A 19,734-nucleotide genomic window follows, 5' to 3' on the forward strand; every position below is an offset into this window, starting at 1 on the left:
AAGAAGGTCTTTCATTTTTCTAACGTAAATGTTACAAAAGTCTTTCAGCTGTCTTATTTTTTTCGGATGTGATGGGAAGAGTGAACCAAAATTCACTTCCCTGCTTACCATCTGCGCGATTCCTTACACCAATTTCCCCTTTGTGCATTTCAATTAATGATTTTGCAATGGCTAATCCAAGTCCGGAACCTCCAGATTGTGAACTTCTTGATCGGTCTGTTCTAAAAAAACGTTCAAATACACGTAATTGATCATTTGGAGAAATTCCTATTCCTTCATCCCGCAAAGTGAATTGGACCTTTTGAGTTAGTTTATTTTCCACTACAGTCAACTCAATTGTTCCAGAGATAGGAGAATATCGAATTGCATTATGTAATAAATTACCTATGACCCTTTCTATTTTACAAGGCATAATCAAAAGTCGAGGTAATGTATCAGGGACATCCAATTGCACATGGATTTGTTTGTCTCCTAATAAGACAGAATGTGACTCTAATACATCTAATAGAACTTTATCTAAATGTGTGAAAATTGGGTGAAAATCTACTTGCTCAAACTCTAACTTTGAAAGATCAAATAAGTCGTTAATTAATCCATTTAATCTTTCTATTTCTTTTAAAACCGTTGCTAAGTATTGCTTTTTCATTTCAGAATCTTCAATCAGGTTATCTTGTAATGCTTCTATCATCATTTGCATGCTAGCCATAGGTGTTCGTAAGTCGTGTGAGATATTGGTAATTAGCTCCTTACGAGAGTTTTCCTGCTCCTCTAACTTAGTAAACCCTTCTTCTAATTTTTTTGCCATCTGTTGAAAGGCTGTTGCTAATTCTTTAAACTCACGTGGTTCTTGCCCAATTATATACATTGTTTCAAAGTGTCTATCACTAAATTGTTTCGTCAATTTTATTAAATTTTGTATAGATCTCATGATAGGACGTGTCATTAACCAATAAATAACCGTTGAAATAATGAATGCCACAAATGCAATTACTGTTAATAACCGCGTTTGTTCCGGTTCAAGTAACATTTTGGTCTCACTATACCATATAGCAATTACCATAATACTGGTACTTAATAGATTCATGAGTAACAATTGAATACGTAATCTCATGTTTCATTTCCTCCATTTGGCTCAAAGCGATATCCTATACCCCAAACCGTATGAATCCAACGATTCTTTATCGTATGCTTCTCGAGCTTTTCACGTAAACGACTCACTAATACGGTAACTGTGTTTGATGCCCCTTCATGTCCAAAATCCCAAATTAATTCAAGAAGCTGCGAGCGAGAAAATACTTGTTTTGGATGCTTTGCCATGAGATAAAGTACCTCAAACTCTTTCACCGTTAACTCCACTTCCTTATCACAAACAAGTACATATCTTGTCTTTGGATATATTTTTAAATCTGGAAACTCTATTACTTCCAACAGGGATTCTTTCGCTTGTATTGGTACATGACTTCCTCTTCTTAGTATAATTTGAACCCTTAATACTAATTCACGAGGGGAAAATGGCTTGGTTAAATAATCATCTGCCCCCATTGTTAAGCCTAAAATTCGATCCCTTTCCTCTCCCTTAGCAGTTAACATAATAATAGGGACATTTGACTGTTGACGAATTTCCTCGCATAATTCCCATCCATCTTTTTTTGGCATCATTAAATCTAATATAATTAAATCTGGTTGATGTGTAAGAAATAAATCCCAACCTTCTTTACCATTTACAGCGGTATAAACTTCATATTCTTCTCTTTCTAAATACCGTTTGCATACTTCTCTAATATTTTCTTCATCTTCTACAATTAAAATTCTTTTCTTCATATACTATCCTCACTTCTTTTTCACCAATAACACAAAATTTTTTTCTATTATCCAATAAAAATATCTTTATAGGTAAAGATATAGAAACTAATTACATAAATAAATCAAAATTCCACATTTCAGCCTCTAAACGAATGAAAATTCAGAAAATATATCATGTAATACAGATAGTAATTTTAACATTTGATTACTTATATGACTAGATAAGTATTTAAAATAGTAGTTACTAAATTATATAAATTAAAAGAAATGAGTCCGATTTAACATCGAACTCATTCCTTATTAGTAACCTAAATTATTGTATTTAACTTTTCGGATTCAATTCATTTCCGTTTCTCTTTCCAAACTTAGCAACAGCATTACTACCTATTACTGAACTCTTGATAGATTCCATGCTATAGTATCAGTCCCATTCTCTCCATTACCATATTTCATATAATCGATTAAATATCCTACCTTTAACTTGTTTCCATTAGATAGTATGTTCCATTGCTTATGGTGTCCAGTGAAATTCTTTGGATATGCATGATTAAATTTAAAAGTACTTGCGTTCTGTTTTTGATCTAAATGGATATAACTATCTTGAAGTTTTAAATATGCATAATCTGAATAAATAGGATTTTGAAATTTAATTAATACCTCTTCATCCTTTTTAATTGGCTTTCCAGGTTTAGGTTGACCTACTCTTTCAATAATTACATTCACTTTTTCATCGCTAGATTTTTCAGACCAAAGATACTCCCATTTATTCCCGGCATGATGACTTCCCCAATAAGCTGTATTTCCATATGAGGCCACAGTATAAGGAACTCCTTCTGTAACAAATTCACCTGAATTATCTACTACATAATCTTCAAATTCTTTATTAGCTTTAATTTCAGTATCAATCTTTTGTATAGGCGTTAAATTGTGTGCGTCATTGATTTCAAATGTAACTTTTCGGTGCGCAGCAATTTCAGATTTAATAGGGTGTATATTTTCTCTAGACTCATATGTAAATCCATTCTCACGTTTAACTAGTGTTACTGTTTGTGACGGAGCATACCATTTCTTGTTATACGTAGTAGGAATCTCTTTACTAACTCCAAATAAACCAGGTAAAATTGTTGCCCTAATCTTTTGAGTCACAGAATCATAACTACCTTCTACTAATGTTGGTTGCTGAAGTTTTGCAAAAGCACCGTGTACAGAGTCTTTATGTAAATAACCGCGATCTCCCTGTCCCGCTTTTAAATCGTTTAATGCATCAGTTCCATTATTAGCTGAAACCACTGATACGTTATTAGTATTTTTAGCCTTGTTTACAATATGATATACTTTTTTCGTATCTATATTTACATGTTGAAAGACTTCGTTATAGGATAACACTGGCTTATCAGCAAGGGATTTGTCTTTAGGAGTATATACCCTAAACTTTGGTATATTTCCTATATCTGTTTCTAATTGTTCAGTAGCTGCATTCACTCTAGACTCATATCTCCCTGAATCCCCCAAATGCATAATTTCTTCACCTTTTTCAATAGATAAATCCATTGTACTTGTAGGTAAAACTTCAATCGAAAGAAGTTCCCCTTGTTCAACAGCTTTTAATTCATCCAAAGATAAGACAATATTTGCATCTGCTTGTCCTTCTAAACTGTCAATTACTACTTCTGTTTTATTCCGTCCACCTTTTTCTGTACTTAAATAGTTTGCTTTATAACGATCTTGTGTTGCCTTTACAGTATTAATAATTTTGTTTCCTAAACGAATATTAAAATGTGGGGAAACATTTTCAGCGGATGCTGTTCCTACATTCTTATATTCCAAATGTACACGTAATTTTGCTGCGTTCGCTGTATCCACAGTTGTTGCAGTAGACCAATCAAAATTATTTGTATAACTCTCCGTTTCCGTAGTTGTTTTTGAATATCCATATCCCACATTTGCTGAAACACTTCCGGAAGGAACAGGGCCGGCTGCTGAGCCTTCTACACCACCTGAACCACTTAAACCTACATTAAATGAATGTTGTGTAGATACACTTTTTTCCCATCCTCTGCTAACTGATCCGCCATTATTATCCGTAATGGTTGCAATAGGAATTACTTCAATTCGTTTGACACCAATTTGCAAATTAGGTATGTTGGCAACTATCGGATTGAAATTAGTATCAGAATCGTTGTTATAATTCTCAACCTCATACATATCAGTAAAAGGATCACCATCGGTATTTGCATTCATAGGATTCGATATAAATTTTGGTTTCCCTTTATCCTTCTCAGGATCCCATGCTTTCGCTTCATTTTTTCCAGTTTGTGAATTGAATTCAATTTTATAACCATTAATCTCTAAGTCGTTAGAAATACCATCTTTGTCCCAATCATTGTTTGCCATTTCAATGTTTTGTGTAATGAGCGAACCTATCTCCCCATCAGATCCGAGCGTGAAATTCTTATCTTCTTTTTTTGCATTTGCATTCTCTTTGAATATTTCAACTGTACCTCCTGGATTCGGTTGTTTTACATCTGCTAAAGCAGGAGATGCTAAAGTCAGTGCCATCGATACACTACCTAATACACTAATTGCTGGCTTCAATTGTTTCATTGTTATTTTTCCTCCTTGATTTCTAGGTCAATTAGAGCACCTACTAGTAAGATTAATTTCATCATATATAACAAATCTTTCTTTTCTCTCTCATAACTGTTAAAAAAGCCTCTCATAAATATTACAAAACACTTACAGAGTTTTTAAAAGCTATAAAATATATATATGAATCATCAAAAAGCAGTAAAATAACGAAAATAATAGATATGTCTGAATCACTTGGATGAAATCACTAGCATGTTCTATGGTAAAGACTAGCTTCATGGATGGCTAAGGAATAATTTTGTCCCGACAACAAAAACTAACAGAAAAAAACAATGGTATATAAAGGAGATTAGATATGCTGAAAAAGATAGGCATAATTTTCCGATTGCTCCTCTTTGTATTTATCGGTGTATGTTTAGTTTTGTTTGTTTGGGGTGAAATCGACAGAACAGTAGCTGAAAAAAGTGGGAGATTTGCCCAACAGCCTAGCCAATACCCTATTCGTCAAAGTGATATTACTATGTATACAGATGGGAAACAGTTAAACAATCAATTATTCTCAGATATAAAGCAAGCAAAACATTACGTGTATATTAGCTTCTTCTCTATTGCTGATGATAAAGTAAGTCATCAGTTTCTAGATTTGTTGAGGCAAAAAAGTCAGGAAGGTGTAGAAGTATACTATGCAGTAGATAGGCTAGGAGGAATTTTACTAAAGAAAAAGGAAAGAGAATTATTAGTAAAAAAAGGAGTGCATTTTACGTATTACAATAAGCCTGCTTTTCCTTATCTTTTCGCTTCTTTGGATCATCGAAATCATCGTCGTATTTCAGCTATTGATGGAAGGATTGGGTACATTGGCGGATTTAATATTGGCAAGAAGTATTTGGGAGAAAAAGCAAAACTAGGTCACTGGAGAGATTATCACCTTCAAATACGAGGAGAAGGAGTTCAAGATCTAGAACACCAATTTGTTTTAGATTGGAAGAAAAACTCAGAGAAACCGATTCCGATACACAGTGCGACAAAGGAAAAGGGAACAACCTCGCATCAATTTACTGCATATTACAGCGGAGAAAAACTTGGGCAAGATTATGCAGGGCTGTTTCAACAAGCAAAAGAGTCCATCATTATAGTAACACCTTATTTTATACCCAAAGACAAAACTATTTGGAACGCATTAGTAGATGCAAGAAAGAGGGGAGTTCGTATCAAAATTCTGTTCTCACCTCATTCGGATGCACTTTTAGTTAAAGAAGCAGCGTACCCATATATCCGAAAAGCATTAAAACAAGGAATGGAAGTATATGGTTATAAAAAGGGAGTGTTACACGGTAAAGCATTCTTGATTGATGAAAACGTATTGATGGTTGGGACCGTGAATTTTGATTCGCGCTCGTTTCATTTAAATGAAGAAATGAACTGTTATATCCATGACCCTGACTATATTTCTAAAATAAAGCCAGTCATTAATGTAGACTTACAAAATTCAAAGCGAGTAACATCCTCTGACGTCAATCAATTATCTATAAAAGAAAAAATGAAAGAAAAGGTTGCAAAAATGTTTGAGTATTATTTGTAAAAACAAAGGAGTTAGGTGGGAGGTAAACTGTCCGTAAAATCCCAATTGGTGAAGGCTAATAATCAGTGGGGGATGATTAAATCCCCCACTGATTACAGTTTCACTTTATCATATTTTAAATGTATACTTTTCTTCCTAATTTTAAGGATATTAGGGGAATTAGGATAAGCCCAATGTTTATGAGGATTTGAATGTCAACTAATGTTCGGAAGTTTATTTTGGAGTATTTGAAAATAGCATAAATTGTGGTGAATTAGTGTATCTCAATGATTCTACATAGAATGTATCTAAGCTGAACAAAAAGGAAACCCTTCTAATTAGTTTAGAGGGATTTCTTTTGTTTATAAGGGAGTAGCACCACATATCCATCAAGCAAATATTTTGAAGTGTCACCAAAACGACAATTTTATTATTTTACAGTTATTTATGAGAATTTAGCTCGGTTTTTTCATTTTGAGGAACAACCGATTTCTTAACTTGATGGATTTACGGCAGAACCCCAGATATATAAATCTAACTATGATAAGACCTCTGCAAAAAATCTAAAGATGACTGCGTTTTATTGATTATACTGAGGCTCATCTTGTTGAATCTCCTGAACACGTGGTTCTAAAGAATCAATAATTGTCTGCGCTTGCTGAGCTGCATTTTGATACAGTTGTTTTGCTTGCTGATTGTCAGTATCAAGAACGAATCCTTCTAAACATGCTTGAGCACTTTTTAATCCAGAAATAGTTTGCTTAAGCTTTGTAATTACTGTCATAATTAAATTCCTCCTTATAATTGTGAATTCACTATTTAGAATCGCTTTTTTCTACTGAAAATATGATTTCTAAATCTTGGTTATCTTTATAGAAGGAATAGTGCTACACAGCCATCAACTAAAGAATTTTATTATGCACCAAAACAAAAAAATCTACATTTTTTTGTTTTGGGTTATTTGCTTTTTTTAGCTTGATGGACATATGATGCTACCCCTATGTTGTCCAAATTAAAATATGTATATTGTTTTATAAAAAACAATTATTTACGACGCCTTTTCTTTGCTTTTTTCGGCTGATTTGTATGCCTATATTTTTTTATATGAGTACTTTTCTTCTTATAATTAGGTAACTTTAATATAAAAACAGTTATTGCACAAAAAACGATAAATATAAGGGTTGCAATCATCCAAAGTTTAATATCATAGTCATATAGATTGCTAAAATACTTTTTGTTGCGAGCAATATTGCTTACATTACTGTCAATTGCTTCAAGGCTATGAGGAATAACCCAAAAAGAGCCACTTAATATAACAATTATTCCAAGAATGAAACTGAGTATATGTTTTATCAAGTTCTATTCTCCTTTAATTATATTTATTGTATACGTTCATATTGTATATATGGTTCTATTATAAAGATTGTACTTATTCGAAAGCGTTATATAAATTTTTATTTGGGTCTATTTTCTCACGACATCACAATCAAACTAAGAAAAGCAAATACCCTGAGATAAGAAGCTCAGTATCTTCAGCATAAAATGTACATTTTTTTGTTCCTAGGTGTTATAAAATTACTCCAAAACGAAATTTCAGTTTTATGGCAATGAGCCCCTATCGTAACGTTATCAATATTTAAGTTATAGAAGCCAATAAAATAAAGGAAAGCATATATTACCATGACTAATATATGCTCTCCTTTTATTCCATTACAGTAAACATTTTTGAAAAATATCCAAGATTTTATTAGCTGGTTAGTAGTTGAAGAAAAATTTGTTCCACAGCCCTTAAGTTATAATACCTAAAAATGAAATTGCTTAGTTAAGAAAAAAATGAAGTATCAATTTTGTTTAAATTATCTAAACTACCTTGATTTTTTCTTATACAGCAAATGCGCCAGATGATTAAGGAACTCATTTTTGAAGATCAAGTTAGATATGTATATAACATTAGTATGAAGGTGTGAAATCAACTATAAAATTGTAGCTTTAGAATAAATGAAACGAAGAATAACTACCATTATTTATCTCTCATTTCATTTACATATTTATTTTTGGAAAAACAACCTAACTCCAAATATTAATAATACTGCGCCCGTAATACCCTCAATTGTACGGTTCACTCGTTCTTTTCTTAAAAAAGTTCTTAATTGACGTATGAGTGCGATATAAAGTAAATACCATATTGCTGTCAAAGTGGTAAATGTGAGCCCTAATAAAAGAAATTGGAAGAAATGACTTTGATTACTCACAATAAATTGGGGGAGAAAACTTAGGAAAAATACAGCCGTTTTTGGGTTTAAGATTGCCGTTGTAAATCCTTGTCTAAAACTTTTAATAGTCCCAATATCCCTAGAGTTCATTTCCACTGAAACTGACATATCTTCTTTTTTAGAAAAAGCACTTTTAATTGACTTTACAGCTAAGTAAATTAAATAAAAAGCCCCAGCATATTTTATAAATGTAAATAACATAGCAAATTTCATTAGGATAGCAGAGAGTCCTAACGTAGCCATTATTGTATGAATCATCATTCCAGATACCGTTCCTAAAACGGTCTTTATCCCACCGTTTTTACCATGTGAGATAGTATTTTTTGTAACTAGTGCAAAACCGGGACCAGGCATCATTATGATTAGCATTGCTGTAAGGATAAATAATAAATAATTTTCCATGTTCTGGTGTTTCCTTTCCACTTTTTAGTTTTGATTACAGTATAGCTTTTTTCATTAAAACATTACATATAAAAAGCTTGATCAGAAGTATATCTAGGTTATTAGTATCAATTTGACTAAACATTATCCAAAAGCTACATTGATAAAACACATGGAAAATTTATTTATCAAATTACAAGTCCAACTCTCACTAAAAACGAGATAAAAAATAAACAGAGGAACTAGTCCACTGTTTACTTCGCCACGCCTTCATGTAATTTTTCTGTATAATCTTTTACATCTTTCCAGCTATCTTTTGCTGTATGTAAATCTTCTTTTATAAATGCAAACTCTTCAGGACTAATTCCTTTTACGTTTTGTAGTAAATTATTATATTTTGCACCTACTGTATACCATTGATTTGATATGTTTTGTAGTGCTGTAATTGCTGCATCAATTGTTTCAGTCATATTTGTTGTTTTATTTTTCACATCTGTCAAAATTACGACTTCTGCTTGCGCTCCAGAAATTCTATCCTTTAAATTTGCTATTTCTCGTTCTGCATTTGCGATATCTTTTTTAGCAATCGTAATCATCGGTCCACCAGCAAGACATGTTATTAACGCTACACAAAGTACACCACCAGCAATAACCATATCATTACTCTTTTTAATCGAATCGTTATATGTATTGATTTGTTGCTCTAGAGCCGGGATGCCCGCATTCGTACTTGCTAAAATTGCTGTTAATTGATTTGTATCCTCTTTAAAACTATTTGTGTCTTTCGCCATTCTATCGCGAAAAGCTTTCAAATTACTTAGTAATACATCTACCTCATTTTGATTCTTTACAATATCGGCATACAACTTTTCTAAATCCGCTTTTAATTTTCCGCTATCCTTTTGATCAATCGCTACTAGCATGTCACTATAATACGCTTGAAAAGTATTATTGTAATCAATTATATTTTGATCCGTTTTCATAATTTGAGGCTTCATACTATTTAACCAATACGCCGCATTAATTTTTGCATCTCTTTGATGCTGAATCATATTCCCTTTAAACTCACCATTAATCGAACTTATTTTGCTCAAATCAGTCTCTTGTTGATTTTGAATTAATTTTGCATATGAATCCATTGCGAATATGCTCGATGTCGTTTGTGCCATTACATCTTGGAATCCTGCTGGTCCGAGAGAATAATTTTTGGCATTTTCTTGTAACACCTTTACATTTTGTTCTGCTGCAAAAGGATGTAACGGAAATGCATTACTCGTTGCTACTCCAGCAATCATTAACGTTAAAAGACATTTTTTGTAAAATCTTTTCTGCATACTTTTCACCTATTTTCTTTATAAGGATATAAAAAGCTCCTGCTCACTACTGAACAGGAGCTCTCTATTATTTAAAAATCTCTTATCTATACGTAATGCTATAACAGTTTAATTGTTATTATGCTTTTTTCGTATCTACTACTTTAATATCTTCAGCATAAATCTTTTCTGCATAGTCTTTAATGTTTTTCCAGCTATCTTTTGCAATGTTTAAATCTTCTTTTATGAAAACAAGATCGTTTGGACTAATTGCATCTACATTTTGAAGTAATGAATTGTATTTTGATCCCATTGTATACCATTGATTTGAAATGTTTTGCAACGCTGTAATTGCAGTATCAATTGTATTTGTTAAATACTCAGTTTGTGTTTTAATGTTCGTTAATCCCGATACTTCTAATTGAGCAGTTGTAACTTGTCCTGTTATTTTTTGAATTTCAGCCTGTGCATTATCAAGCTCTTTCTTCGCTAATACGATACCAGCTGTACCACCGCCTACAGCCGCTGCGCCTCCTGCAATTAATGCGACTCCTAGCGGCGTTCCTGCTCCCGTAGCAATAACTACTGCACCACCGATAATTGCAATTGGCCCTAAAGCTGTCGCAACAGATGAACCGATAATAATTGCATTATATTTACTAATCGCTTCATTGTACGTTGTAATTTGATTTTGCAGAAGCGGGATTCCAGCGTCTTGACTAGCTAAAATAGATGTAATTTGATTTGCATCACCCTTGAAGTTTTGCGTATCCGAAGTCATTTTATTTCGGAATTTCTTCAAGTCTTCTACTAATTGGTCTACTTGTGCTTTATTTTCATTAATACTACTTGATAATCTGGTTAAACCTTTCGTAAGCGTTGCTTTATCTTTTGCATCAACCGCAGCAACTAAAGTATCATAATAGTTTTGGAATTTCGTATTGTAATTAATAATATTTTGATTCGTTGAAATAAGCTGTGGCTTTAATACATCTAACCATTGCTTCGCATTTCCTCTCGCTGTATCTTGATGCTGAATCACCTTTCCTTTTAAAGCCGCATCAACAGACGATACATTACCAAAATTAACATTACCTTGTTTAATAATTGTTAAAGCGTACAGGTCCATTACTAAAGCATTTGAACCTGTTCTTTCCATTGCATCTTTTAAGCCTTCTGGTCCTAATGAGTATTCTTCATAATCATTATAAGCTTTTGCTACCGCATGAACTGGAGCTTGTTTCACTGTACTTTCAGCTGCATACGTATGGGCCGGCATAATATTTCCTGCTGCAAATACTGCCATAAGTGCTGATAGAGCCATTACTTTATAAGGTTTTTTTGTCATTTTTCTTCTCTCCCTATATCGTTACTTATTTTTAATGTACTTCAACGTTTGTAACGTAATCTTCAAATTGATTCGTTTGTTTATTCATTTCATCACTAACTTTTTTAATTTGATTGAAATGTTTTTGAAGTAAACTACTGTCTGTATACGTGCCTTCTTCAACATTCTTTTGAATTTGGATCATATTGTTGTTTAAAACTTTCCAATCCGTTAATAACGTTTCTAAAGTTGTAATTTGACGATCAATTAATTCTGTAAAGCTACTTACTTGATCTTCAACGAATGTAATTTGTGTCGCCTCGGCTTCAGTTTGTGATAATTTTTGAATAAGTGGTAGTAGCTCTTTTTGCTTTTGCTGTATACGAAGAGCCGCTTCCCTCGTTTGACTATCGGCAGCATTTACAATTTCATTACTTAAAGTACCGATAGAAACAAAATCAATTGTTTTCGTTTGTGCAGTTTGATTTGTAATTGTAAATACTTGTTTACCGATATTAATAGAACCTTTAATAATTTCTTGAGGTCTATTCAAAATAGTCGTTAATTCAGCTTGAATTTCCCCTTGAATTCTTTTAATATCTTCTCTTAATTTCACAATATCTCCACTTGATCCTTGCAGTGTTTTTATTGCTTCATCAGCTTTAATTGATAAGTTGCTACTATCTTTGTCTAATACCGTTTTAAATCGATTTAACTCTAATAAATCTTGCTCCATACTCTCTTGGATGCTTTGTACTTGCAATTGTAATTTTCCATATGCACTTGTAAAATCTGCTTTTGACTGTTCATCTTCATTTATGTTTCCTGCTAGTTCATAGAGCTTACTATAATAACTATTAAATCTAGTACTATATCTCATCATCTCTTGATTTAAGTCAATTAGCTTCGGATTATATTCATCAATCCACTCTCTTACATTTGCCTTTGCAAACTTTTGATGATTCGTCAAACTACTCATCGCATTCACCTTAATATCTGGCTGTTGTAAAATAACTAGTCCATATGCTTGTATAAGTGGTGACTGTGATCCTAACATTCTAATTGAATTGGATAATGTATTTGGAGCAATTACATTTTGTGCATATACTGTTTTCACTTCTGTTTGCCCCTCCTCAACGTAAGCGCTTACAGGAATAAAACAACTCGTAGATACTGCTGTAACCAATAACCCTGTAATTAAAGTCTTTTTCACTTTAACTCCTCCTATGTATTAGCAACTATTACTATCGCATTTTATTATTCTATTTTCTTGCACATAATTTGAGATGGTTAAAATAGAGAACGTTCTCACCGCGATCCATGTATGAACCACCTCTCTCAACTTTTATTGCTATAGTACTTACTTATTGTTATAAAACATTTCATATGTGATTAGTATGAATAACATTGTATAAAATTTCTATTTTATAGCCATTTCCACATTCACACAGTGAATATATTACATAAAAATATTATTCATTTTAAACTAAACAACGTACGTAAATATGAAATTCCGTTTTGTTTTCATATAAGTTTTGTACTGTAAGGTCATTTAAACACAGCTATTTATCTATCGTAAAGAAGTATTTTCATTCCCTTTATTTTCAAGCTTTCATGTCCTTATTTCAAAATATAATCCACTTCACTTTTCCAATTGAAATATCCATATATCACAACAAAAACCTCTATTTACTAACAGATATAAAAATTATATTAATATATCTTTTAGGCTCATATGCAATTATGCATAGCGTATACACAAAAAGGATAGCTTCACTTTCGTAAAGCTATCCTTAAAAAACCTTCTTACTTTTTCAAATGATATGGAACTGTCGTAATAACAACATTTCTTTTATAGAGTAAATAAGCACGAATGAGTAAACTAGATTGATTATGAAGAATGTTATGCCAACCTTTTTTCGGAATAAACTGTGGTATAACGACCGTAACTCGGTAATTTGATTCACTCGCTTTATACTGTACTGTATCAATAAACTTTGTTAGTGGCTGAATAATACTTCTATAATGAGAATGTAATGTAACAAGCCTTACTTCAGGTTGCCACTTCTTCCATTTCTCTTCAAATTTCTTTTCCTCTTCTCTGTCAAAAGCAACATATACCGCGATTACTTGATCTGCAGAAAGAGACTTCGCATAGTTCAATGAATTTTCTACTACATGTGTCATACCAGCTACAGGAACGACAATTACATTTCCTTCAATTGGAACAATCCGTTCACAAGTTTTTAAACTTAATTGGTCTCCTACCGCATCGTAATGCTTCTTAATTCGGTGGAACAAGAAGATAATGACCGGTAAGAAAATAAGGATTGACCAAACTTGTGCAAATTTAGTTAAAAAGAACATGCTCATTACGATAAAACTAATAACTGCACCAATTAAATTAACCGTTAATCTCAAAGCCCATCCTTCAGGTTTTTCACGAAGCCATTTTAATACCATTCCAGTTTGAGAAAGTGTAAATGGAATAAATACACCTACTGCATATAACGGAATTAAATGTTCTGTTTGCCCTTGGAAAGCTACAATTAAAATAATCGATGCGATTCCAAGTATAATAATACCGTTTGAGTAACCTAGGCGGTCTCCTCTAATCGTAAACATTCTCGGTATAAACTTATCTTTTGCAAGGTTAACTGCTAATAGCGGAAATGCAGAATATCCTGTGTTAGCAGCGAGGATTAATATTAAAGCTGTTGTACCTTGTATGAAATAGTACATGAAATTACGTCCAAATGTTTGTTCAGCAATTTGAGAAACAACTGTTACTTCTTTACTTGGAGTAATTCCGTAATAATAAGCTAAGAAAACAATCCCTGAAAATAACACTGCAAGTAATGCTCCCATTGCAAGCAATGTTTTCGCTGCATTGTTAGGTGCAGGATCCTTAAAGTTTGGAATTGCGTTAGAGATTGCCTCTACACCTGTTAAAGCCGAACTACCCGATGCAAATGCTCGTAACAGTAAAAACAAACTAATTCCTGCAACCGGCGTTCCAATTGGCGTGTGTAAAGTCGGTGAAACGTGTCCCGTTAAAATATTATATATCCCTACACCAATTAATATAAATAGTGCTAAAACGAATAAATAAACAGGATATGCTAAAACGGAAGCTGATTCCGTTACCCCTCTTAAATTTAAAATAGTAATAAATATAACAAATATAATCGCAATGATTACATTATGTGCATGTAAACTAGGAAAAGCAGATGTTAGCGCATCTGTACCTGCAGACACACTTACCGCAACTGTTAAAATATAATCGACCAATAAAGATCCTCCAGCAATTAAGCCTGGATTCATTCCTAAATTTTCTTTTGATACAACATATGCGCCCCCGCCATGCGGATAAGCAAAAATAATTTGGCGATAAGATAAAATAAGGGCTGTCAATAATACTAATACCCCAACAGCTATCGGAATAGAATACCAATAAGCGATTGCTCCAAGACCTGCTAAAGCAATTAATATTTGCTCTGGACCGTAAGCAACCGATGATAAAGCGTCAGAAGACAAAATTGCTAACGCCTTCGTTTTATTGAGCTTTTGTTCTCCAAGCTCAGTTGATTTTAACGGTCTTCCAATTAAAAATCTTTTAATAGATGAAACCACTGCTGTCCACTCTCCAATAATTTTGTACGAACTTTTCTGCTAGTTACAGCGGATAAACTATTTCTTCAGAAAACAAAAAATGTCTACAAGCCATAACGAAATAGACTTGTAGACATTATATTTTTTGTCGCACAAGCTCCACCTTCCTTCTCAATATAACGCTTACGAGGTTAGCTGTCGGATTCGGGCCTATGAGTAGCCCTACCTTTTTCAAGGATTCACCCCATTGGATTAAGTATTAATCCATAAGAACGGGTCCCCCGCACCATGCGGTTTCAGCGATTTAGAAAATTGAAACTGTGGATTATAATACTCCTTTATTTTCAAAATGTAAACAAAAATTTTGAAAAAGAAAAAATTTAAAATGATTGCGCATAATCCGCCAGTAAATATACATAATGAATACTAAAAAATCGATAAAGGAGACCCATATGTCTAAAGAAAAGAAGCCTATTTTTTCCGATTCCTATTTAGATGCGTTAGCAAATGAGATTAATCAATTATACGGTAAACGTGAACAGGAAATAAATTTGACAGATAGAACGAAAAGAAATAAATAATTTGTCATAAAAAAAGAAAGCAATACACTTATATATTGCTTTCTTTTTTATTTTTTCATACATCCAATTCTATTGCTAATCTGTTTAAGGTCATTTCTTCATACACTTTCAAATTTTGATATACTGCTCCTAATAATGGTGCTTCTATAGAAAATTGTTCTGCTACATCTAGTAAATATCCTTGTAAGTGCTGCCCTTCAATAGACGAACCTTTTTCCATATCCCGCTGCATCGATGACTTCATATCATATGATATTTTATCAATTGTTTTCATATGTTCCTTGGCAATCTCAGCCTTAACTGGTGCCCCAATACATCTCATAATTTGCATGCATTCTTCAAATAAGCTTCGTATAAAATCACGTCCACCTTCGCTTTCACGGATTGGTCCTATTGGTGCACGCATTAATGTTGTCACACCTGACATTACAGTAATAAATAAATATTTATGCCACATATCTTGCGTAATACTTTCACTTAAAACAAAACTAGATTTCGTATCTGCAAATGCTTTAGAAATATGCTTTATTCTCTCTGAATCTTGAGACTTAATTTCTCCATACACAAGTCTGTTGGCAGCGCTAGTTTGTACAATTTCTCCTTGATCGTTTAACGTCGTCTCGATAAAGCATAAACCGCCAATTACTTTTTCCTCGCCGAATTCTTTTTGTAATTGTGATAAATGAGCGATACCATTTAACAATGGAATGATTACAGTATTTTCACCTACAAACGGCTTCAAATCTTGAATTGCCTCGTTTAAGTGGTACGCTTTTGTTGAAAATAAAATGACATCAAATGGAGAAGTTCTATCTTCTTTCGTTATTAATTTCGGTTGGAAGGAAAAATCCCCGTTAACACTGCGAATTACAAGCCCTCTTTCCTCCAATTGTTTTTTCCTTTTACTACGAACAAGAAACGTAACATCTTCTCCCTTTTCAACTAATCGGCCACCAAAAAAACCTCCGACTCCACCAGCTCCTAATACTAAAATCCGCATACTACATCCCCCTTTTCAAAATAAAAATTTATAACTTTTCGTATACATAACATTATACATGTCCCCTGCTAAATAAGCTGAATTTTCATTCTTACTCAAGTATAAAACAGTGGTTATTTTCAAATAAATTTGGGCATGTTGTTTTTATAGCATATACGGAAAGGAAACAATGTAAATGGAGGCAATACAAACAATCGAAGAAAAAGATGTAACAACAGCTATATTTCAATTTATATTCCCGTTTTCTTTTAAAACTGGGTACGAACAAAATATGTTCCCTTTCTTACAAAAAAATGATTTTCGCCCTTTTCGACTCGACCATCTTGAAAATGAAAATACATACTACGGAAAGTTTCAAGTTTCACATCAAAATATGGAAGCATACTATCTTTCATTTACAAATAAAATTCTATTTCCTCATTCAGAGCATCAAAAAGGATTGCAACGTTATTCAAAGGACCTTAACTTAACTGGACATTTAACAACAAACCTTATTTCAATTCCATTCAAGATACACTCTATTGATGTAACACTTTGCCCTTATGAGCTTGGCTTCTTAACAATTCGAACAGAAGTAAATACTGCTCCAAACATGACTTTATCTGAAGCAATCGAATTCGCCGCTCGCTTCCGTGTACTTGAAACTAAAAATGATACAACTGAGACTATTTGTATTGAATGTAACGGAAAAAAGTATTCCCAAGTGGAAAGATTCATTTTTGGTTATTTATTTCATGGCGTAACAGATTTCTTTGAGAAGAAGAGATTAAGAAGCTCTTACTTTCAAACCTTTCCTTTCTTTGAAGACCAAAGAATGTACGTTCAAACTTTATTATCTATAAAAGTAGATATAGAACTAAATGAAGTGGATGTGTATCGCACTTCCAGTCTTTCCGGATTAACAAGTGATGGCAAGGCTTATGTAAGTGCAAATAACCTTCCTTATATTCATAATTATTTAAAGCTGCACGCTTACCAGAGATGGGCACCCAATCGCTATTTCATAATGGAAGAACATATTTTTACATGTATTACAAACGAAGCTGACGATGCAATAGCTAAACTTGCGAGTCAAATGTACGGAGAATTTTATTACGCTTTATTATTAAATCTATTCCATAAAATTGTTTTATTAAAAATGGCAAACGCCTATGCTGAGCTAAATATTGAACAAGATACTAATGAAATAGAGAAATTAATTTATTCAATCAATTCGTTCACTGCTAATTATTTTTCTTTAGAATTAGTATCCCAATCACAAAGTGAAGATATTTTCTTCCGCTTAAGAAAACTTTTTAATATTGAGGTTCTATACTCGAACGCGAAACAAAATCTTGATAGTTTGTTTAAATATCAAGAAAATGTTGCCTCTAAAAAAGATAGCCTTTTATTATTAATTTTAACGCTCTATTCTGTAGTGGGCCAAATGTTAGGATTTACTATGATTGACCTTTTAAGAAACACCGACTCAAACAAAATATCGTCGCCACTTGAATTTTTCGCACTTTTAATAGCAATTAGCGGCATCGTCATTTCACTTATTTTAGGTGCGCAAGGGTTATATCAATGGGGTGTACAGCATAGAAGAAGAAAAGCATGGGTAAAACAAACAGTGTTGTCTGCTGTGAGAGAGAAAGATGATACGAAGTAAAGAAGGTTGTTTTTACATTGAAATACGTGGTGCGCTACAGTAAATGAAATTTTTATCAGCGATTTTTCGGATATATCGGCGCATCTCGAAATATATCGGCGATTTTTTAAATATATCAGCGCAACTCAAAATATATCGGCGATTTTCCAGATATATCGACTTGCCGACAGAAACCGACCAAAAGCTGAACCGGACAATATAAAAAGAGTACTCCAACATAAAGTTTGGAGTACCCTTTTTTATTACACGAATTCCACTTACTTCCCTGCTTCGATCTTCTCTAACGCAGCAGCTACTTGTTCTTCAGTTAATTCATGTTGTATTACGTAGCGGTTACGTGGGCTTACACGGCATTCATGAGAACATGCACGTAAATACTTCGCTTCGTTTTCTTCAGAACATAAAATTTTCTTGTTACATTCTGGATTTGAACAGTTTACATAGCGCTCACAAGGTTCACCTGTAAAGTGGTCTTTACCAACAATAACATGTTCTTTTTGGTTTACTGGTACAGCGATACGCTCATCGAACACGTAACATTGTCCATCCCAAAGCTCACCTTGTACTTCTGGGTCTTTTCCGTATGTTACAATTCCGCCATGAAGCTGACTTACATCTTCATATCCTTCTCGAACTAACCAACCAGAAAACTTCTCACAACGAATTCCACCTGTACAGTACGTTAAAATCTTTTTACCTTCAAGTGTTTCTTTATTTTCTCTAATCCAGTCTGGTAATTCACGGAATGATTCAATATCCGGTTTAATCGCACCTTTAAAGTGTCCTAAATCAAACTCATAATCATTTCGTGCATCAATGATAACTGTATCTTCTTGTTTCATTGCTTCATAAAAATCTTTTGGCTCTAAATACTTCCCAGTTATTTCGTGTGGATTAATGTCATCTTCTAGACGAAGTGTAACTAACTCTGGACGAGGACGTACGTGCATTTTCTTGAATGCGTGCCCTTCTTCTTCATCTATTTTAAATACGATACCGTCAAAACGTGGATCGTTGTTCATTGCTTCCATGTATTTCTCTGTTTGTTCTACAGTACCAGAACAAGTTCCGTTAATACCTTCTTTAGCTACAAGGATTCTTCCTTTTAACTCAAGTGAATTACAAAATTCTAAATGCTCTGCCGCAAATTCTTCTGGGTTTTCAATTGTTGTGTACATGTAATATAGTAATACTCTATATGGTTTTGTAGTTGCCAATGTATTTCTACCACCTATCTAAATTTTAAAATCATGTATAAGTTAACGTTCATATCAAAACATATATAATAAGAAAATGAATCCATTTTCTTCTCTTTATACTATTTTCTATAAGTTAACAAAAATAAAAAACAAGATTACACACCAAAATACTGTGGTTATGTTGTAATCCCAATATATTATATATCATACAAATGCAATTCCATCAATTAATATGCTGTATTATCGACTTTATGTTCACATAAATTTCAAAATTAGTCCTTTAATTCATTATGTTTCCCCACGTCATCATGCCATAAACTCCCAATTTTTTATAACATCACACCATTCATTGTATAAAGACATATAATTTGCACTAAGGAAACATTTATGTTCAAATAAAAATATCACCTAGTACATTTAAATGTATTGAAATAAACAATAAGA

General features: G+C 33.0%; 15 protein-coding genes and 1 riboswitch. Of the genes, 3 read left to right on the plus strand and 12 right to left on the minus strand.

The annotated features are described in order from the left end of the window. Positions 1-31: 31 nt before the first annotated feature. From DN390_RS20440 to DN390_RS20450, 3 genes are all read right to left on the minus strand, one after another. Entirely contained in the window at positions 32-1,111 is a 1,080-nt protein-coding gene (locus DN390_RS20440; protein ID WP_147808261.1) for a sensor histidine kinase, read from the minus strand. Continuing rightward, positions 1,108-1,821, minus strand: coding sequence for a response regulator transcription factor (locus tag DN390_RS20445; protein WP_000746049.1), 714 nt, complete (start codon positions 1,819-1,821; stop codon positions 1,108-1,110). Before DN390_RS20445 ends, DN390_RS20440 begins: the two co-directional genes overlap by 4 nt. Before the next feature lie 369 nt (positions 1,822-2,190). Further along, entirely contained in the window at positions 2,191-4,407 is a 2,217-nt protein-coding gene (locus DN390_RS20450) for a binary toxin-like calcium binding domain-containing protein (protein WP_147808262.1), read from the minus strand. A gap of 340 nt (positions 4,408-4,747) precedes the next feature. On the opposite strand from DN390_RS20450, the gene DN390_RS20455 reads away from it, so the two are divergent. Beyond that, positions 4,748-5,974: a phospholipase D-like domain-containing protein gene (locus DN390_RS20455; protein WP_147808263.1), complete on the plus strand. Its 1,227-nt coding sequence runs from the start codon at positions 4,748-4,750 to the stop codon at positions 5,972-5,974. Between the two features lie 559 nt (positions 5,975-6,533). On the opposite strand, the gene DN390_RS20460 is transcribed toward DN390_RS20455, so the two are convergent. From DN390_RS20460 to DN390_RS20490, 7 genes are all read right to left on the minus strand, one after another. Next, complete coding sequence (locus tag DN390_RS20460; RefSeq protein WP_018765626.1) at positions 6,534-6,737, minus strand: DUF1657 domain-containing protein; 204 nt, start codon at positions 6,735-6,737, stop codon at positions 6,534-6,536. 260 nt (positions 6,738-6,997) lie between these two features. Beyond that, a complete protein-coding gene (locus tag DN390_RS20465; RefSeq protein ID WP_147808264.1) occupies positions 6,998-7,309 on the minus strand; it encodes a hypothetical protein in 312 nt (103 codons plus the stop codon). 692 nt (positions 7,310-8,001) lie between these two features. Beyond that, complete coding sequence (locus DN390_RS20470) at positions 8,002-8,628, minus strand: LysE family translocator (protein WP_147808265.1); 627 nt, start codon at positions 8,626-8,628, stop codon at positions 8,002-8,004. 233 nt (positions 8,629-8,861) lie between these two features. Then, complete coding sequence (gene nheC, locus DN390_RS20475; protein ID WP_147808266.1) at positions 8,862-9,941, minus strand: non-hemolytic enterotoxin NHE subunit C; 1,080 nt, start codon at positions 9,939-9,941, stop codon at positions 8,862-8,864. 118 nt (positions 9,942-10,059) lie between these two features. Further along, positions 10,060-11,268, minus strand: coding sequence for a non-hemolytic enterotoxin NHE subunit B (nheB, locus tag DN390_RS20480; RefSeq protein WP_147808267.1), 1,209 nt, complete (start codon positions 11,266-11,268; stop codon positions 10,060-10,062). A 31-nt stretch (positions 11,269-11,299) separates the two neighbouring features. Further along, the gene (nheA, locus tag DN390_RS20485) at positions 11,300-12,460 is read right to left on the minus strand and encodes a non-hemolytic enterotoxin NHE subunit A (RefSeq protein WP_147808268.1); all 1,161 of its coding nucleotides are present in this window, start codon (positions 12,458-12,460) and stop codon (positions 11,300-11,302) included. Positions 12,461-13,053: 593 nt separating this feature from the next. Continuing rightward, positions 13,054-14,880: an APC family permease gene (locus DN390_RS20490; RefSeq protein WP_000254867.1), complete on the minus strand. Its 1,827-nt coding sequence runs from the start codon at positions 14,878-14,880 to the stop codon at positions 13,054-13,056. A 144-nt stretch (positions 14,881-15,024) separates the two neighbouring features. Continuing rightward, positions 15,025-15,171, minus strand: a riboswitch (cyclic di-AMP (ydaO/yuaA leader). A 140-nt stretch (positions 15,172-15,311) separates the two neighbouring features. Here DN390_RS20490 and DN390_RS31245 point away from each other — a divergent pair. Next, positions 15,312-15,440, plus strand: a complete 129-nt coding sequence (locus DN390_RS31245) for a hypothetical protein (RefSeq protein WP_000031869.1) — start codon at positions 15,312-15,314, stop codon at positions 15,438-15,440. Between the two features lie 55 nt (positions 15,441-15,495). Here DN390_RS31245 and panE read toward each other — a convergent pair whose 3' ends face one another. Beyond that, positions 15,496-16,440, minus strand: coding sequence for a 2-dehydropantoate 2-reductase (gene panE / locus DN390_RS20495; protein WP_147808269.1), 945 nt, complete (start codon positions 16,438-16,440; stop codon positions 15,496-15,498). 175 nt (positions 16,441-16,615) lie between these two features. Here panE and DN390_RS20500 point away from each other — a divergent pair, with 175 nt between their 5' ends. Further along, the gene (locus tag DN390_RS20500) at positions 16,616-18,091 is read left to right on the plus strand and encodes a hypothetical protein (RefSeq protein ID WP_147808270.1); all 1,476 of its coding nucleotides are present in this window, start codon (positions 16,616-16,618) and stop codon (positions 18,089-18,091) included. A gap of 257 nt (positions 18,092-18,348) precedes the next feature. Here DN390_RS20500 and trhO read toward each other — a convergent pair whose 3' ends face one another. After that, entirely contained in the window at positions 18,349-19,308 is a 960-nt protein-coding gene (trhO, locus tag DN390_RS20505; protein ID WP_061666774.1) for an oxygen-dependent tRNA uridine(34) hydroxylase TrhO, read from the minus strand. Positions 19,309-19,734 lie beyond the last annotated feature (426 nt).

It is taken from the genome of Bacillus sp. SH7-1 (genome assembly GCF_008042405.1).
Classification (GTDB): domain Bacteria; phylum Bacillota; class Bacilli; order Bacillales; family Bacillaceae_G; genus Bacillus_A; species Bacillus_A thuringiensis_N.

Coding starts and splice junctions, on each gene's coding strand:
- panE (WP_147808269.1), bottom strand. CDS start 16,440: ATGCGGATTTTAGTATTAGGAGCTGGTGGAGTCGGAGGTTTTTTTGGT.
- DN390_RS20450 (WP_147808262.1), bottom strand. CDS start 4,407: ATGAAACAATTGAAGCCAGCAATTAGTGTATTAGGTAGTGTATCGATG.
- DN390_RS20455 (WP_147808263.1), top strand. CDS start 4,748: ATGCTGAAAAAGATAGGCATAATTTTCCGATTGCTCCTCTTTGTATTT.
- DN390_RS20440 (WP_147808261.1), bottom strand. CDS start 1,111: ATGAGATTACGTATTCAATTGTTACTCATGAATCTATTAAGTACCAGT.
- DN390_RS20445 (WP_000746049.1), bottom strand. CDS start 1,821: ATGAAGAAAAGAATTTTAATTGTAGAAGATGAAGAAAATATTAGAGAA.
- nheC (WP_147808266.1), bottom strand. CDS start 9,941: ATGCAGAAAAGATTTTACAAAAAATGTCTTTTAACGTTAATGATTGCT.
- DN390_RS20470 (WP_147808265.1), bottom strand. CDS start 8,628: ATGGAAAATTATTTATTATTTATCCTTACAGCAATGCTAATCATAATG.
- DN390_RS31245 (WP_000031869.1), top strand. CDS start 15,312: ATGTCTAAAGAAAAGAAGCCTATTTTTTCCGATTCCTATTTAGATGCG.
- DN390_RS20500 (WP_147808270.1), top strand. CDS start 16,616: ATGGAGGCAATACAAACAATCGAAGAAAAAGATGTAACAACAGCTATA.
- DN390_RS20460 (WP_018765626.1), bottom strand. CDS start 6,737: ATGACAGTAATTACAAAGCTTAAGCAAACTATTTCTGGATTAAAAAGT.
- nheB (WP_147808267.1), bottom strand. CDS start 11,268: ATGACAAAAAAACCTTATAAAGTAATGGCTCTATCAGCACTTATGGCA.